The following is a 17,187-nucleotide window of genomic DNA, read 5'->3' as shown; positions in this document are numbered from 1 at the left end:
GATTACCACTTGAACACAGGAAAATGCCCACGCTGATGCCGTGTTTGCTCAGCGGACCGATCCGGCACTATCCACCCCCAGTCGGCCTGCCCGTGACGCTATACTCTGCGACCAACTTTAAAATTTCCCTTCACTCAGACTTACAAGGACTCGCCCATGAAAGCGTTCGGCAAAATCCTGGGTCTGGTGCTTCTCGGATTGTTGCTGATCATCGTGGCTCTGGGCTTTGCTCTGAGCCATCTGTTCGATCCCAACGACTATAAAGACGAGATCCGCCAGATAGCCCGCGACAAAGCCCACATTGAGCTCACGCTCAATGGCGACATCGGCTGGAGCCTCTTCCCCTGGCTCGGTCTGGAACTGCACGACGCCAGCGTCGCCACCCTGGCGGCACCTGACAAACCCTTTGCCGACCTGCAAATGCTGGGTCTGTCAGTGCGCGTACTGCCACTGCTGCGCAAAGAAGTGCAGATGAGCGATGTGCGGGTCGAAGGCCTGAACCTGCGCCTGACCCGGGACAAGGACGGCCACGGCAACTGGCAGGACATCGGCAAGCCGGCACCTGCGGGCGTGAGTACCGAGACCCCGGTCGCCAGCACTGAAACCGTGAGCAAGCCGGACAGCGTCAGCCAGCCGCTGAAACTGGATATCGACAGCCTGACCGTGAACAACGCCCGGGTTGAGTACAACGATGAGCAAAACGGCCAGCAATTCAGCGCCGAAAGCATCCAGTTGAGTACCGGCCCGGTTCACGAAGCCACCAGCACCCCGGTCAAACTCACTGCGTTTCTGGGCACCAACAAGCCGGTGATGCGGGTCAAAACCGAAGTCGACGGCAAGCTGCGGTTTGACCGTGTGCTCAAGCGCTATCAGATCGAAGACCTGAAAGTGGTGGGCGAAGCCTCAGGCGAGCCGCTGCAAGGCAAGACCATGACCTTCGCTGCCCAAGGGCAGATACTGGTGGATCTGGCAGCCAACGTCGCCGAATGGAGCGGCCTGAAGATATCAGCCAACCAACTGCGCGCCCTGGGTGAACTCAAGGCCAATAATCTGGACAGCACGCCACAGATCAGCGGTGGCGTGTCGATTGCCCAGCTCAACCTGGCCACCTTCCTCGACAGCATCGGCCACACTCTGCCGCCAATGGCACCGGGTAGCCTGAGCAAAGTCGAACTGGTCAGCCGCCTCTCCGGCAGCCCCACCAGCCTGGCCTTCGACGAACTCAACCTGAAAGTCGATGACAGCAGCTTCACCGGCCGTATCGCCATTGAAGACTTCGCCAAACAAGCCCTGCGCATTCAGCTCAAAGGCGACACGTTCGACGCTGATCGCTACCTGCCGCCCAAATCGGCCGAGGCCAGCAGCGCCAGCGCCGCACGTAAAACAGAAGTGCAAGGCAACGAAGCCGGCGCATTGGCCGCATCAGGCGATACGCCATTGCCAGAGGCTCCAACCAAAAGCGGCTGGAGCACGACCAGGATCATTCCTGTCACGCGCCTCAAGAAACTGGACCTGGATGCCGATCTCAGCTTTGGCCAGCTGACCGTAACGAAACTGCCGATCCAGAACGCAGCCCTCAAGGTCAGTAGCAAAGACGGCCTGCTCACTCTGCAGAACCTCAGCGGCAACCTCTACAAAGGCACGTTCGCCGCCAACGGCAGCCTCGATGTACGTCCGATGCTGCCACTGGCCAACCTGCAAACCCGGATCAACAACGTACCGGTGGAAAAAATCCTCCAGAGCCAGGGTCAAAAACCGCCGGTGACCGGCCTGTTGACCCTCAACAGCAACGTTACAGGCAGCGGCGACAACCAGAACGCGCTGGTTCAAAGCCTCAACGGCACGGCAAGCTTTGTGCTCAACAACGGCGTGCTGCTCAACGCCAACCTTGAACAACAGCTGTGCAAAGGCATCTCCGTGCTTAACCGCAAAACCCTGAGCGGCACGCCACCGGGCAAAGACACTCCGTTCAAGGAACTCAAGGGCAGCCTGGTATTCCGTAACGGCGTGGCCAGCAACCCGGACATGATCGTGCGCATTCCCGGCATGAGCGTAAAAGGTGATGGCGACATCGACCTGCGCGTGCTGGGCATGGATTACCGCATCGGTATCACCATTGAAGGCGACACCCGCGCCATGCCGGACCCGGCGTGTCAGGTCGGCAAGAACTTTGTCGGCATCGAACTGCCATTGCGCTGTCGCGGTCCGCTGGAGCTGGGCGCCAAGGCCTGCCGTCTGGACAAGGAAGGCCTGGGCAAAGTCGCCGCCAAAGTGGCGGGCAATAAAATCAGCGAGAAGCTTGAAGAGAAACTCGGCGACAAGGTAAGCCCGGAACTCAAAAACGCCCTCAAGGGGCTGTTTAACCGATGAGAGACGAGCAATTTTCTGTGGCGGTACTGGACTGGTATGACCGCCACGGCCGCCACGACCTGCCCTGGCAACAGGGCATCACCCCATACCGGGTATGGGTCTCGGAAATCATGTTGCAGCAGACCCAGGTCAGCACTGTGCTCAACTACTTCGACCGGTTCATGGCCTCTCTGCCTACGGTCCAGGCCCTGGCCGCCGCCCCGGAAGACGAAGTGCTGCACCTGTGGACCGGGCTGGGCTACTACACCCGTGCGCGCAATTTGCAGAAGACCGCGAAAATCGTCGTCGCTGAATATGGCGGCGAATTCCCGCGGGATGTCGAAAAACTGGTGGAGCTGCCCGGCATTGGCCTGTCCACTGCCGGTGCGATCGCCAGCCTGAGCATGGGCCTGCGTGCACCGATCCTCGACGGCAACGTCAAGCGGGTGCTGGCGCGCTATACGGCGCAAGAGGGATATCCCGGCGAACCCAAGGTTGCCAAACAGCTGTGGGCCACCGCAGAGCGCTTCACTCCCCAGGACCGGGTCAACGCCTATACCCAGGCGATGATGGACATGGGCGCCACGCTTTGCACTCGCAGCAAGCCCAGCTGCCTGCTGTGCCCCCTCGAAAGCGGCTGTGAAGCGCACTTGCTGGGCCTGGAGACCCGCTACCCGATCCCCAAGCCACGCAAGACCATCCCGCAAAAACGCACCCTGATGCCAATGCTGGCCAATGCCCAGGGGGCGATTCTGCTGTACCGCCGCCCCTCAACCGGGCTGTGGGGCGGACTCTGGAGCCTGCCCGAACTGGATGACCTGAAAGACATCGAACATCTGGCACTGCAGCACGCCCTGACGCTGGGGCTGCAACAGGAACTGCCCGGCCTTACCCACACCTTTAGCCATTTCCAGCTGGCCATCGAACCCTGGCTGGTCCACGTCGAAGAGTCCGGCCATCACGTGGCCGAGGCCGACTGGCTCTGGTATAACCTCGCCACCCCGCCGCGCCTGGGCCTTGCCGCCCCGGTCAAGAAGCTGCTCAAACGCGCAGCCGAGCTATTGAATCCAGGAGAGTCGTCATGACCCGCACCATCATCTGCCGCAAGTACAAAGAAGAACTGCCCGCTCTTGAGCGCGCTCCGTTTCCGGGCGCCAAAGGCCAGGACATTTTCGATCACGTCTCAGCCAAGGCATGGGCAGACTGGCAAAAACACCAAACGCTGCTCATCAACGAGAAGCGTTTGAACATGATGAACGCCGAAGACCGAAAATATTTGCAGGGCGAAATGGATAAGTTCTTCAGTGGCGAGGAATACGCACAAGCTGAAGGCTATGTTCCGCCGACCGAATAATCCCCGGTTTTATTGGGTTTGGCCCGTAAGCGACGGTAATAGTTAAATATTTTTCAAAAAAGTGTTTGACGGATAATCGAAAAAGGCTTCTAATGCGCCCCGTTGCCCAGATAGCTCAGTCGGTAGAGCAGGGGATTGAAAATCCCCGTGTCGGCGGTTCGATTCCGTCTCTGGGCACCACATTCAGCATTGATGTGGTGTTCGCACCACCTCAAAGCAAACAAGAAACCCGCCTAGTGCGGGTTTTTTGTTGGGCGCGATTTATACCCGGTGGCGCCACCTCTCTTGGCGATTGCAAAGAGATGGGGTTCAATCCTCTCCTCAGCCTGCAAAGGACACACCTTCATGGCAACGCCAAAGAAACAGCAAAAGCACGCGCAGCGGGCCAAATCCAAAGCCAAACAGAACCGCGTCGGCAAACCGGCCAAAGCTTCGGCTGCGACCCTGATCGACAATCCGTTCGATGACGTAAAAATCGACCTCAGCACCTTCAACTTCCAGGACATCCTCGACAACGGCTTTGACCCGGCCGATTACGACGATCTGTTCCAGGTCATGAAGGCCGCCGAAGCCATCAACCTGCAAACCATGTGCACGGTGTTCCTGCAATACCCGGTACTGGAGCTGGTGATCTCGGAAGAGGAAGAAGAACCGGCGACCGACTTCCTGATGGGCCTGCTGATCGAGTACCGGATTGCCATCCATGGCGACGATGAAGACAGTGCCGTGGCCTGGATCGAAACCCCGGCATTCCACAAAGCCTACGTCGAAGCTTCGCGCCTGCTGCAGGAACGCAGCACCCGGAGCGCCCACTGACAGCTGCCCTGCCCCGACCTGTCAGCCGGGCATTCACCGAGCCTGCTGCTGACGGTTACTTGCTGGGCGGTCTTGAATGGCGCCAGCCCGCGGCGGATGCCACGCGCGCCGTCGTCATCATCAACGCCGCCACCTCGGTGCGCTGCAGCTACTACGCGCGCTTTGCCGAGTATCTGTTCAGCCATGGCATGGACGTGATGCTGTTTGACTACCGCGGCATCGGGGCTTCGCGCACAGGATCACTGCGCGGCTTCAAGGCCTCGTGGTCGGACTGGGGATCGCTGGACTTTGAAGCCCTCCTCAAGCGCGCACAGCGCGAATGCCCGGGCCAGCCGATCGATGTGGTCGGTCACAGCTTTGGCGGCTGTGCAGTGGGCCTGGCGGCCTCAGGAGCGGTTATTCGCCACGTAGTGACAGTGGGGGCGCAATTTGCCTGCTGGCGCGACTATGCGCCGGCACAGCGCTGGCAGATGTTCGCCAAGTGGCACGGGGTCATGCCGCTGCTCACCCGGCTCTGCGGCTTTTTCCCCGGTACCCGCCTGGGCTGGCTCGAAGATACCCCGGCAGGTGTGGTGCGGGACTGGGTGACCTGCAGCACGCACTACGGACAACTCCCCAGCGCTCGCCAGCTTGCCACCCTGCCCTTTGCCTCAGTAAGCGCCAGAACCCTCGCCATCAGCCTTAGCGACGATCCGTTCGGCACCGTAGCGGCCATCGAGCGCCTGCTCAGCCATTTCAGCGCCAGCTCCCGCACACATTTGCGCATCAGCCCCGAAGATATCGGTGTAACAGAGATCGGCCATTTCGCGTATTTCCATAGCCGATTCCAGGACAGCCTGTGGCCGATTGCCCTGCAATGGTTACAGGCCGGAGAGTTGGCGAACGATGTACCCGGCGCCATACACCCGCCCCTCCGGACGCAAAAAAACCTGTAGGAGCGAGCTGTTGGCTGATTGAAAAGCTCGCGAGGCAAGCTCGCTCCTACAGCGCCAGCCCCCGCATACATTTGCGCATCAGTCCCGAAGATATCGGTAATGGTTACAGCCGGAAGAGCTGGCGAACGATGTACCCGGCGCCATACACCAACCCCTTCCGGACGCAAAAAAACCTGTAGGAGCGAGCTTGCTCGCGAGCTGTTGGCGGACTGAAAAGCTCGCGAGGCAAGCTCGCTCCTACAGCGCCAGCCCCCGCACACATTTGCGCATCAGCCCCGAAGATATCGGTAATGGTTACAGACAGGAGAGCTGGCGGACGATGTACCCGGCGCCATACAACAACCCCTCCGGACGCCAAAAAACCTGTAGGAGCGAGCTTGCCTCGCGAGATGTTGGCGGACTGAAAAGCTCGCGAGCAAGCTCGCTCCTACAGCGCCAGCCCCGCACACATTTGCGCATCAGCCCCGAAGATATCGGTAATGGTTACAGCCGGAAGAGCTGGCGAACGATGTACCCGGCGCCATACAACACCCCCTCCGGACGCCAAAAAACCTGTAGGAGCGAGCTTGCCTCGCGAGCTGTTGGCGGACTGAAAAGCTCGCGAGCAAGCTCGCTCCTACAGCGCCAACCCCGCATACATTTGCGCATCAGCCCCGAAGATATCGGTAATGGTTACAGGCAGGAGAGCTGGCGGACGATATACCCGGCGCCATACAACACCCCTCCGGACGCAAAAAAACCTGTAGGAGCGAGCTTGCAACGCAAGCTGTTGGCGGATTGAAAAGCTCGCGAGCAAGCTCGCTCCTACAGGGGGCTGCCTCCCAATCGCACGGCCAGTGCCGCCAAAGTGATCAAGAGCACCGGTAACGTCAGCACGATCCCGACCTTGAAGTAGTAACCCCAGCTAATGCGGATCCCCTTGCGCGCCAGTACGTGCAGCCACAAAAGAGTGGCCAGACTGCCGATGGGGGTGATTTTTGGCCCCAGGTCGCTGCCGATCACGTTGGCGTAGATCATGGCGTCCCTGATCACCCCGCTAGCGTTGCTGGCGTCAATGGACAGGGCTCCGATCAGTACGGTTGGCAGGTTGTTCATCACCGATGACAGCAACGCTGCCAGCAGCCCCGTCCCCAGGGTCGCGCCCCACACACCGTAGCGGGCGAAGCCGTCGAGCCAGCCCGCGAGGTAATCGGTGAGCCCGGCGTTACGCAGGCCGTAGACCACCAGGTACATGCCCAGGGAAAAAATCACGATTTGCCAGGGGGCTTCCCTGAGCACTTTGCGGGTGGAGATTTTGTGCCCGCGAGCCGCGATGCCCAGCAACAAAGCCGCGCACAGGGCCGAGATGGCACTGATGGGAATCCCCAGCGGTTCCAGGGCGAAACAGCCCGCCAACAGGATCCCCAGTACCCACCAGCCCGCCACGAAGGTGGCTTTGTCATTGATGGCACTGGCCGGATCAGCCAGCTGCGCAGGGTCGTAGGCGGCGGGAATGTCGCGCCGGAAATACCACAGCAGCATGCCCAGCGTGGCAGCCACGCTCACCAGGTTGACCGGCACCATCACCGCGGCGTACTGGTTGAAGCCGATTTTGAAGTAATCCGCCGAGACGATATTGACCAGGTTCGACACCACCAGCGGCAAGCTCGCGGTGTCGGCAATGAAGCCGGCCCCCATCACAAATGCCAGGGTCGCCGCCGGTGAAAATCGCAGCGCCAACAACATGGCGACCACGATCGGGGTGAGGATCAGCGCCGCGCCGTCGTTGGCAAACAATGCCGAAACCAGGGCCCCAAGCAACACCATGCAAGCGAACAAACCTTTACCGCGGCCCCTGCCCCAGCGCGCCACATGCAAGGCCGCCCAGGCAAAGAACCCGGCTTCATCGAGCAACAGGCTGATGATGATCAGCGCCACGAAAGTGCCCGTGGCATTCCAGATGATCGCCCATACAACAGGCACATCGCCCGGCTGCACCACACCAAAGATCAGGGCCAGCAACGCACCCAGAGAAGCGCTCCAGCCCACCCCGAGCCCTCGGGGCTGCCAGATGACCAGCACAATCGTGAACACAAAAATTGCAACTGCAGCCAACATAAAACTCTCCCGACCCGGCTTAGCAGCAGCGGTTGCGTTGAGGGCGATCGCCCATGGCTGCAAGGCGCAGCATATCGTCGCGCAGCCATTGGCCGTTGGCGTTCAGGGTGGTGTCGAGAACCGCCACGACCCACTGCGGCAGCGCCGGATTCAGCCGGTAATAAACCCACTGGCCCTGACGCCGGTCCAGCAGCAGCCCGCTGCTGCGCAATTGCGCCAGATGCCTTGAGATTTTGGGCTGGCTGTCATTCAGCGCGCACATCAGCTCACACACGCACAGCTCACCTTCTTGCACGATGAGCAGCGCCGAGCGCATGCGGGTGGCATCAGCCAGACATTTAAAAATCGCCGGAGGGGAAAAATCGTCCGTCATCTCGCATCGCCTTGCATATGGGAATCCGAATATATGAATTTCCATATGTAATAACAACCAGGATAAACCGCTCAGGTCAGTTGCGGGTGCTGCATCCTTCAGGCTTGTTCACTCGGGTTTTGGATGCAGGGTTGTTGCCCAGCTTGTTGTCCGGCCGACGCGGCCGCACCACCAACTCGCCGCCGCAGTTAGGACAAAGACCGCCCAGCTTTTGCTCCGAACAGGAGGCGCAAAACGTGCATTCGAATGAACAGATCCGCGCAAGGGACGAATCAGGCGGAAGGTCACAATCACAGCATTCGCAATTGGGGCGTAATTCGAGCATGAGCACCTCGGCTGGACGAAAACATTCGTTGTTGCAGTTAAGACGCTTCCAACAAAAAGCCAATCGTTAATTTGCGCGTAAAAATGCCGGAGCTGTGCGTGAGATCAAAACCTTCTATCTGAATGAATGGCACTTTTTGATTTTCACGCCTTCATATCTTGATCAGCGCTCCTTTCAAAGCGTACACAGAGAGCCCCGTCACACGGCATGCCATACGAATCCAGCTCCCCGCCAACGCCTTCGGTTTTGCACGAGCTCCGCTCCGGCACCCAGACCCTGCATGTCGCGCTTGAGAAGCGCCTGCCGTTTTTCTCGGACAGCCTTGACCTGCAACGTTACACACGCTTGCTGGCGGCCTATTACGGGTTCTACCAGGCCATGGAGAGCAGGCTTGCAAACAGCCCCTTGATCCCGCCGGGCTTTGACCTGCACGCACGCCTAAAGACTCAGGCCCTGGAGCAAGATCTGCAGGCCCTGGGCATCAATCCCGGGACACTCTCGCTGTGCCCGACCCTGCCGCAGTTGAACAGCGAAGCCAGTGTGCTTGGTGTTTTATATGTGCTTGAGGGTGCCACGCTGGGCGGCAATATCTTGCGCAAACAAATATCCGAGCGCCTGGGGCTGCAAGCCCATGACGGTGGCGCCTTTCTCTATGTATATGGCGAAGCCACCGGCCGCAACTGGAAATCGTTCCTGGAGTTTCTCTGCGCAATGCCGCTGGACGCCGGGGCACGCGCCGAGGCCGTCAAGGCGGCCTGTTTTACTTTCAGCTGTTTCGAGCAATGGTTAGAACGTCAGGAGGTGTTGTTATGAACCCACTGGATACTGAAGCTTTTGAAGTCTTGCTGGCCAACTGCGCTGACGAGCCCATTCGTTTTCCGGGGGCCATTCAGCCCCACGGTATTTTGGTGACCCTCTGCGGTCCCGAGCTGCTCATCCAGCAGGTCAGTGCCAATGTCGAGACGCTGTTCGGCATGCTGCCTGCAGCCCTGTTGAATCAACCGCTGTCGATGCTGACCGGCCCGCAGGCAGCCGCCGCGGTGCAACAAGCCAGCCACTTCGTCGAGCAAATCGATATGCCGCCACTGGAGCTGAATCTGCAGGGGCTGACCTGGGAGGGCTTGTTACACCGCAGCAACGGCACCCTGATTCTGGAACTTGAGTTAAAGCCCGATGAAACCGAGCTCAACAGCACGATGGCCAAAGTGCGCAACCTGAGCCGCGTACTGCAACGCCTGCAGGCGGCCAGGACACTGCCCGCGCTGTACGAAATCTGCGTCAGCGAGATTCAGGCCCTGACCGGGTATGACCGGGTACTGATTTACCACTTTCATGAAGAGGGTCACGGCCAGGTCATCGCCGAAGCCTCAGCCCCTGCGATGGAGCTGTTCAACGGCATGTTCTTTCCGGCCTCGGACATCCCGGTGCAGGCGCGCGAGCTGTATCGCACCCATTGGCTGCGCATCATTCCCGACGCGGCCTATGAGCCGGTACAGCTGGTCCCCAAACTGCGCCCAGACACGGGGCAAGCCCTGGACCTCAGCGGAGCAGCCTTGCGCAGCGTGTCGCCGATCCACTGCCAATACATGCAGAACATGGGCGTACTGTCTTCGATGAGTATCTCCCTGATGGATGGCGAACGGCTCTGGGGCCTGATCAGTTGCGGTCATCGCACCCCCCTGCATGTGCCGCACGAGCTGCGCATGGCGTGCCAGACTATTGGCCAGGTCCTGTCCTTACAGATCAGTGCCTTGCAAACCCTGGAAATCAGCCGCCAGCGAGAAGCAAAAATAGACGCTCTGGTGCACCTGAACAGCGCCATGGAGCAAGGCCCGGAAAATGTGTTCGACGGTCTGGCACTGGAGCCACGGTTGTTGATGGAACTGACCCGGGCCAGCGGTGTAGCCATCATCGAAGACAAAGTGCTGCACCGTTATGGCCAATGCCCGCACCCCGAACAAATCCGTGATCTGTACCGATGGTTCAAGCAATCCGGCGACCCTGTATTTTCCACCCACAGCCTGTCGACGGTTTATGCCCCGGCCACCGAGTACAAGGACGTCGCCAGCGGCCTGTTGGCCATGTGCCTGCCCAAGCCTGTGGACAATGCCGTGCTGTGGTTTCGCAGCGAGATCAAAGAAAGCATCCCGTGGAGTGGCGACCCGAATAAACCTCTGAACCTGGAACGCAGCGCTACCGGTTTGCGACTTAGCCCGCGCACCTCGTTCGAGCTGTGGAAAGTCGAGGTGGACGGTATCTGCGAAAAATGGAGCCACGGCGATTTGTTCGCAGCCAACGACCTGCGTCGCTCGGCACTGGAAAACGACCTGAGCCGTCAGGTTCTGCGCGAGCAGCAGGCGGTACGGGCGCGGGATGAGTTGGTGGCGGTGGTGTCACACGACTTGCGCAACCCCATGACCATCATCTCCATGCTGTGCGGGATGATGCAGAAAACCTTCAGCAGTGACGGCTCCCATGCTTCACGGCGCATCACAACCGCCATCGACACCATGCAACAGGCCACCAGCCGCATGAACATCCTGCTCGAAGATTTGCTCGATACGTCCAAGATAGAAGCCGGGCGCTACACGATCTCCCCCCAGTCACTGGACGTGACCCAGATCTTTGAAGAAGCGCTGTCGTTGCTGACGCCATTGGCCACCGACAAGGGGCTCGAGCTGACCTTCCACTCAGAGCCCGATCTGAAAATCCATGCCGACCCCGAGCGTCTGTTCCAGGTGCTGTCGAACTTGATCAGCAACGCGATCAAGTTCACCCCTGCTCAAGGCACCATCAAAGTGGCCGCCATAACCAGCGGAGACGACATTGTGTTCAGCGTATGCGACTCCGGCAAAGGCATCCCGGCCGAGCAACTGCCGCACATCTTTGAACGCTACTGGACGGCGAAGGAAGGAAATACCTCTGGCACTGGCCTTGGGCTGTACATCTCTCAAGGGATCATCAAGGCCCACGGCGGCCTGTTGAGTGCACAAAGCACCCTGGGCCAAGGCAGTGAATTCCGCTTTACCGTGCGCCGCGTAGAGCCTGTCGAAGGCAGCCAGCTCCCACAAGAGCTGGCCTGACATCACCTGACCTTAGCTGAACGCGTTGATAAACCAGGTGATCATGGGGATGGCCACAATGTCGATCAGCACTGCGCCGCATAACGGCACGATGATGAAGGCCTTGTAGGAGAACACTTTGTAGTGGTCACAGATGGCACCCATGTTGGCCACGGCATTGGGTGTCGCTCCCAGACCGTGCCCCATGAAGCCTGCACACAGGACTGCAGCGTCGTAGTTGCGGCCAAACAGGCGGAACAGGACGAACACGCAGAGCAGGATCATGATCACCACTTGCACCACCAGGATCACCAGCAGCGGCAACCCCAGCTTCTCCAGTTCCCAGAACTTGAGACTCATCATGGCCATGGTCAGGAACATGCCCAGGCTCACGTCGCCAATGGTGCTCACGGCATGATCGGGCATCTCTACAGCCTGGGTGCGGTCATTGATATTGCGCAGAATGATGGCCACGAACATCGCGCCCACATAGCTCGGCAGTACGATGCCCAAATGCTGTTGCAAGCTGCCGCCCAGCCAGAAGCCCAGGACCATGATCACCACGATGCAGGTCAGCAACCGCAGCAAGGTCGCAGCATCCAGAGCCGCCGGCGGGGTGTGGACCACTTCTTCGAAAGCCTTGAGGTTGCCCACTTCCTCCGCCTTGACCGTCAATTTGTTGCGCTCGATCAACCAGCGCGCCAGCGGACTGCCCAGCAAACCGCCGGCCACCATGCCGAAGGTCGCGGCCGCCAAAGCGGCAGTGGTCGCGCCTACCGCACCGAGGTTCTCGGCAATCGGGCCGAACGCGGCCGCGGCACCGAAACCACCTTCCAGCGACACCGCACCGGCCATGATCCCCAGCAACGGGTCGATACCCAGCAGCTTGGCCACGCTGACACCCACCACGTTTTGCACCAGGGCCAGGCCCCAGCACGCACCCAGGTAGATAAACAGCAACTTGCCGCCCTTGCGCAGCAGCCCCAGGCTGCCCCCCAGGCCGACGGTGGTGAAAAACGCCACCATCAACGGCGTTTGCAGGCTGGTATCGAGGGTCAGGTCGAGCAGTTGCCGATCACGTAACAGCCAGATCACCAAGGCAAAACCAAAGCCGCCAATCACCGGTGCCGGAACACAGAGTTGGCGCAGCCAGTAGCTGCGTTTTTTCAATTGGGCACCCAGGCCCAGCAGGAGCAGCGCGAGAGCAAGGGTGCTCAACGCATCCAGTTCGAATGTCAGCATGGCGAATTTCTCTTTTTCTTATGATTCAACAAGCGGTTTCAGGGATATACGGAAAAACTCAATCAATCAGGCTGGCGAGCAGACGCGCGCCGATACGGGCGGTTCGGTTATCGGTGTCCAGGCTCGGATTGAGCTCGGCAATGTCGGCCATGCGCAATTTGCCGCTGGCTTTGGCATGGCGTACCAGATGCTCGACGATCTGCATGTCCACCCCATGGGCAGACGGCGCGCTGACCCCGGGCGCCTGGCTGGCGGGCAAAACGTCAAGACAGATGGTCATGTAGAGGTGGTCGACCTCTTGCAAAAATTCGTCGATCAGGGCTTCGCAGGCAGAGATGTCCCAGCTGTTCATCTGCCGGTCGAGGCGGTAACGCACCTTCAGTTGCTCGGCCTGTTCAAACAGCGCAGCGGTGTTATTCAGCTGGCTGACGCCCAGGCAACAGTAGGTAAAGGGCATGTCGGCACGCTGGCAATACTCGGCAATCTGCCGGAAAGGAGTGCCCGAGCTGCTTTGCCCGGCATGCCGCAAATCAAAGTGGGCATCGAAGTTCAGAACCCCGATCCGCGCCTGCGGACTGCGCTGACGCAAGTGATCGGCCAGACCGCTGAAGCTGGCAAAAGCGATTTCATGGCCGCCACCCAACCCCAACGGCAAGTGCCCCTGGTCGAGCAGGAAGCTGACGTGGGAGGCGTAGATCTGCTGTGCGCCTTCAAGGTCGCTGTCGGTACAGCCCACATCGCCCGCGTCATACAGCGGCGCCTGGCCGTGCCAGGCCAGATTGGCCAGGGCCTTGCGCAAGGCCGGCGGCCCCAGGCGGGCACCGGTGCGGCCTTGATTGCGCTTGACCCCTTCATCGCAGGCCAGTCCGATCAGTGCCGCGCCCGCAGGCTGGCTCCGGGCAAAGGGCTTGACCCATTGATGCCAGCGCAGTGCGCCCTGCCCTTCGGCAGCGTCTACGCGGCCTGTCCACACCTGCATCTCGGGAACCATGGTCATGCTTGAAACTCCAGTCAAATTCAGTCGAGCCGGGCGCTCAGGCGCAGCGCTACATCCTGGGTCCAGCGGATCAGGCGTTCACTGCGGTGTTGTGCCCGGATGGCCGGGGCCATGAGGCTGATAGCACCCAGCAGGCGATTGCGGCTGTCGACCACCGGCGCACTGACGCCCCAGATGCCGTCGTCAATTTCACTCAGGCTCACGGCATAGCCGGTCGCGCGAATCTCGGCAAAATTGCGCTGATAAGTGGCGATTTCTTCACTTTCGATGCCCTGCGCCTGAAGAATCGGCAGGCTTTGTGCCTCATCCATGTACGCCAGTAACACCCGTGCCGAAGCACCGACCAACAGCGGCTGGGCCAGCCCTTTCTGGTAACAGCAGCGCAGCGGTTGCGGGCTGTCGACCAGCTCGATGCAAATCGCCTGACCATTACTCGGCACCATCAATGCCACGCTTTCCTGGCTCTGTTCGGCCAGGCGCTTGAGTTCAGCCTTGGCCAGCGTCACCAGCACGGCTTCGCGATCGAACTTCTTGGCCAGCTGCAAACAGGCAGGCCCCGGCAAATAGCGGCCCTGACCGTTTTCTTCGGCCAGGCCCCAGCGCAACAGGGTCTTGAGGTGTCGATAGGTGCTGCTGAGCGGCTGTGACAGCTGCTCGGACAGTTCTTTGGCGGAGATCGCCTCGCCGGATTGCCCCAGAGTGACGAGGATCTGCAGCAAACGATCAGTGGGCGTGTTGTAGTTCATATCGGCCTCATGCTCTTGCGGGCATGGTGCACGGAGTTTCCCATTAGCTGAAACTTGATTCCCACTGAGTGGGAAAAATCCGCCAGATAACGATCAGCGGTAAGCAATTCACCTGCTTGCGCCCACAAAAAAGGCCGCCATCCTGAGGGATGGCGGCCCGCTGTACTGAAGGTGGAACGCCGTCCTGGCGTCAGTTCAGTACGGGTGCCCCCAACTTCTCGATACGTCGGCGACGTGCCACCAACAGGCCCGCCACTACCACCAGAATGCTCAGCAAACCGGTGGCCATGATTTCAACTCGATGCGCTTCCTGGAACAGCATGATGGTCAGGATGGCGACGATAAACACGATGACCGCCCAGGTCAGGCCCGGGAACAGCCACATTTTGAAGGAGATGGTCTCACCCTGCGCCGTACGCTTCTGACGCATGCGCAGTTGCGAGATGGCAATCACCAGGTACACCAGCAGCGCAATGGCGCCGGAGCTGGCCAGCAGGAACTCGAACACGGCTGCCGGTGCGACATAGTTGGCAAACACGGCCAGGAAGGCTGCACCGGTAGACATCATCACCGCCCAGTAAGGGGTGCCGCTGGCGTTGGTACGCTTGGCAGCCGCCGGCGCATCACCGCGTTTGCTCAGGGAGTAGAGCATGCGCGACGAGGTGTAGAGGGCCGAGTTCAGGCAGCTGGTAACCGCGATCAGAACCACGATATCGACGATCAGCTTGGCATTCGGAATGCCCATGCGATCAAGCACGGTCTGATAGGAGCCGAACTGGGCCAGGCCCGGATCGTTCCACGGCACCAGTGCCACAACGATGAAGATCGACACCAGGTAGAACAAGCCGATACGCCAGATCACCGAGTTGGTGGCCTTGGTGATCTGCTTGCTCGGGTCTTTGGATTCAGCCGCCGCGATGGTCACGATTTCCGTGCCCATGAACGAGAACATGGTGGTCAGCATGGCGGCCAGCACAGCGCCCATGCCGTTGGGCATAAAGCCCATATTGTCCACCAAATGCGAAACGCCGCTGACCTGACTGTTTGGCAGCAGGCCGAAAATCGCCATTAGCCCCAAAATGATGAAGCCGATAATCGCCAGCACTTTGACCAGCGCAAACCAGAACTCGAATTCGCCGTAGTTCTTGACGCTGAACAGGTTGGTCGCGGTCAGCAACAGAGTGATGACCAGGGTAAATACCCAGATCTCCGTACCGGGGAACCACGCATGCAGGATGGTGCCGGCGGCGACGGCTTCCAGCGGGATGACCAGCACCCAGAACCACCAGTACAGCCAGCCAATGGTGAAGCCGGCCCAATGCCCGATGGCACGGTCGGCGTAGGTGGAGAACGAACCGGTGTCAGGGGATGCGACGGCCATTTCGGCCAGCATGCGCATCACCAGCACCACCAACGTACCCGCTGCGGCGTATGCCAGCAGCACTGCAGGACCCGCCTGTGCAATCGCGTGTCCGGAGCCGACAAACAGACCGGCACCGATGACCCCGGCAATCGACAGCATGGTCACATGCCGTGGTTTGAGCCCTTGCTCCAGGCCGTTAGGAGTTTGCGTATTGCTCATTGGGACTACCTTTGCAGTGAAAGCCATTCCGAGCGCCGCGCCTGCTTACCTTCTCGTAAAAAGTAACCAACGGGGCGTTTAGAATTATTTACGCAATAAATGAGCCAAAATGTGACAAGTGCACGGTTTGCGCGGGCTGCATCGATTCATCTCTGGCGTTGCAACCCGTTGAGAGTAATGGCTTTTTGCCAAAGCGTTACCGTAACACTCAGTCACAGGCACCAAAACGCACCAAAAATACTCAAAACTGCCCGTATGGCCCAAAAGCGGTGCGCATCTGTGCCCTTTAGTAGGTTCACGCTTCCAACACAGGGCCAAAGCTGGCAACATCGCGACCTTTTTTAAGCGACACCTGTCTGGCCGAGCGGCAAATTACAGGGTCGGTTGTTGTCCGCGCGACAGTCTGCTGTCGGGATGCGACAAACGGCCACCCTCTCGCCTTTTGTTCCTTTAGAGCAGCTGGTTGCCTTTGTGGCCCTATGCTAGCTTGGCCGCCACACAGCAGGATCGCTCCCGAACACAATGAGGAACGCACATGGCTTTGGCCACGCCCGCGCTTGAAATCCGCAACTTGCATAAACGCTACGGCGAGCTTGAGGTACTTAAAGGTATCTCGCTGACCGCACGCGACGGTGACGTGATCTCGATCCTGGGTTCTTCCGGCTCCGGCAAGTCGACCCTGCTGCGCTGCATCAACCTGCTGGAAAACCCCCATGAGGGCCAGATCCTGGTCGCAGGCGAAGAACTCAAGCTCAAGAAAGCCAAAAATGGCGAACTGGTCGCAGCCGACGGCAAGCAGATCAATCGCATGCGCAGTGAATTGGGTTTTGTATTTCAAAACTTTAATCTGTGGCCGCACATGACCATCCTCGACAACATTATCGAGGCTCCCCGTCGTGTCCTGGGCCAGAGCAAGGCTGAGGCAATCGAAGTTGCCGAAGCGTTGCTGGCCAAGGTCGGCATCGCCGAAAAACGCCATGCCTATCCGTCAGAATTGTCCGGCGGCCAGCAACAACGTGCCGCAATTGCCCGCACATTGGCCATGCAGCCCAAAGTAATCCTGTTCGATGAACCCACATCGGCACTTGACCCGGAAATGGTCCAGGAAGTACTTAGTGTTATCCGCGCGCTCGCCGAAGAAGGTCGCACCATGCTGCTGGTCACCCACGAAATGGGCTTTGCCCGCCAGGTGTCTTCGCAAGTCGTGTTTTTGCACCAGGGCCTGATCGAAGAGCAAGGGTCGCCAGAACAGGTGTTCGACAACCCGGTTTCAGCGCGCTGTAAACAATTCATGTCCAGCAACCGCTAA

15 protein-coding genes and 1 tRNA gene are annotated in these 17,187 nt (G+C 59.5%); 9 read left to right on the top strand and 7 right to left on the bottom strand.

All coding sequences use genetic code 11. From position 1 onward, the window contains the following. Window positions 1-156: 156 nt before the first annotated feature. From WG29040_RS03680 to WG29040_RS03655, 6 genes are all read left to right on the top strand, one after another. Window positions 157-2,370 carry an AsmA family protein gene (locus tag WG29040_RS03680; protein ID WP_127195689.1) on the top strand — a complete coding sequence of 738 codons (2,214 nt, stop codon included), beginning with the start codon at window positions 157-159 and terminating at the stop codon, window positions 2,368-2,370. Beyond that, window positions 2,367-3,434: an A/G-specific adenine glycosylase gene (gene mutY, locus WG29040_RS03675; protein WP_003438558.1), complete on the top strand. Its 1,068-nt coding sequence runs from the start codon at window positions 2,367-2,369 to the stop codon at window positions 3,432-3,434. Before WG29040_RS03680 ends, mutY begins: the two co-directional genes overlap by 4 nt. Continuing rightward, window positions 3,431-3,703 carry an oxidative damage protection protein gene (locus WG29040_RS03670; protein WP_003438557.1) on the top strand — a complete coding sequence of 91 codons (273 nt, stop codon included), beginning with the start codon at window positions 3,431-3,433 and terminating at the stop codon, window positions 3,701-3,703. Before mutY ends, WG29040_RS03670 begins: the two co-directional genes overlap by 4 nt. Window positions 3,704-3,807: 104 nt before the next feature. Beyond that, window positions 3,808-3,883: transfer RNA gene (locus tag WG29040_RS03665), tRNA-Phe, on the top strand. 165 nt (window positions 3,884-4,048) lie between these two features. Then, window positions 4,049-4,519 carry a hypothetical protein gene (locus tag WG29040_RS03660; protein WP_003438556.1) on the top strand — a complete coding sequence of 157 codons (471 nt, stop codon included), beginning with the start codon at window positions 4,049-4,051 and terminating at the stop codon, window positions 4,517-4,519. Window positions 4,520-4,578: 59 nt separating this feature from the next. Then, entirely contained in the window at window positions 4,579-5,454 is an 876-nt protein-coding gene (locus WG29040_RS03655) for an alpha/beta fold hydrolase (protein ID WP_127195688.1), read from the top strand. Window positions 5,455-6,258: 804 nt separating this feature from the next. On the opposite strand, the gene WG29040_RS03640 is transcribed toward WG29040_RS03655, so the two are convergent. From WG29040_RS03640 to WG29040_RS03630, 3 genes are all read right to left on the bottom strand, one after another. Beyond that, entirely contained in the window at window positions 6,259-7,551 is a 1,293-nt protein-coding gene (locus tag WG29040_RS03640; RefSeq protein WP_003438542.1) for an arsenic transporter, read from the bottom strand. A 19-nt stretch (window positions 7,552-7,570) separates the two neighbouring features. Beyond that, window positions 7,571-7,924, bottom strand: a complete 354-nt coding sequence (locus WG29040_RS03635; protein ID WP_003438539.1) for a metalloregulator ArsR/SmtB family transcription factor — start codon at window positions 7,922-7,924, stop codon at window positions 7,571-7,573. Between the two features lie 76 nt (window positions 7,925-8,000). Next, window positions 8,001-8,249 carry a DUF1272 domain-containing protein gene (locus tag WG29040_RS03630; RefSeq protein ID WP_003438536.1) on the bottom strand — a complete coding sequence of 83 codons (249 nt, stop codon included), beginning with the start codon at window positions 8,247-8,249 and terminating at the stop codon, window positions 8,001-8,003. A 207-nt stretch (window positions 8,250-8,456) separates the two neighbouring features. On the opposite strand from WG29040_RS03630, the gene WG29040_RS03625 reads away from it, so the two are divergent. Both WG29040_RS03625 and WG29040_RS03620 read left to right on the top strand, forming a co-directional pair. Beyond that, on the top strand, window positions 8,457-9,062 hold the full coding sequence (locus tag WG29040_RS03625; RefSeq protein ID WP_127195687.1) for a biliverdin-producing heme oxygenase: 606 nt from the start codon (window positions 8,457-8,459) through the stop codon (window positions 9,060-9,062). Continuing rightward, window positions 9,059-11,332, top strand: coding sequence for an ATP-binding protein (locus tag WG29040_RS03620; protein ID WP_127195686.1), 2,274 nt, complete (start codon window positions 9,059-9,061; stop codon window positions 11,330-11,332). The genes WG29040_RS03625 and WG29040_RS03620 overlap by 4 nt, the downstream gene beginning before the upstream one ends. A 12-nt stretch (window positions 11,333-11,344) precedes the next feature. Here WG29040_RS03620 and gltS read toward each other — a convergent pair whose 3' ends face one another. The 4 genes from gltS to gabP form a co-directional block, all read right to left on the bottom strand. Further along, entirely contained in the window at window positions 11,345-12,553 is a 1,209-nt protein-coding gene (gene gltS, locus WG29040_RS03615; protein ID WP_003438528.1) for a sodium/glutamate symporter, read from the bottom strand. Window positions 12,554-12,611: 58 nt separating this feature from the next. Then, window positions 12,612-13,550, bottom strand: coding sequence for a formimidoylglutamase (gene hutG / locus WG29040_RS03610; protein ID WP_127195685.1), 939 nt, complete (start codon window positions 13,548-13,550; stop codon window positions 12,612-12,614). 20 nt (window positions 13,551-13,570) lie between these two features. Next, window positions 13,571-14,296, bottom strand: coding sequence for an IclR family transcriptional regulator (locus WG29040_RS03605; protein ID WP_003438523.1), 726 nt, complete (start codon window positions 14,294-14,296; stop codon window positions 13,571-13,573). A gap of 190 nt (window positions 14,297-14,486) precedes the next feature. Next, entirely contained in the window at window positions 14,487-15,878 is a 1,392-nt protein-coding gene (gene gabP, locus WG29040_RS03600) for a GABA permease (protein ID WP_010656840.1), read from the bottom strand. A 535-nt stretch (window positions 15,879-16,413) separates the two neighbouring features. Between gabP and WG29040_RS03595 the strand changes: the two genes are divergently transcribed. Further along, window positions 16,414-17,187, top strand: a complete 774-nt coding sequence (locus WG29040_RS03595; protein WP_003438521.1) for an ABC transporter ATP-binding protein — start codon at window positions 16,414-16,416, stop codon at window positions 17,185-17,187.

Origin of the sequence: Pseudomonas sp. PAMC 29040 (genome assembly GCF_003994535.1) — a bacterium.
Taxonomy (GTDB): Bacteria; Pseudomonadota; Gammaproteobacteria; order Pseudomonadales; family Pseudomonadaceae; genus Aquipseudomonas; species Aquipseudomonas paraversuta.
This window is presented reverse-complemented; position numbering and strand designations above follow the sequence as displayed.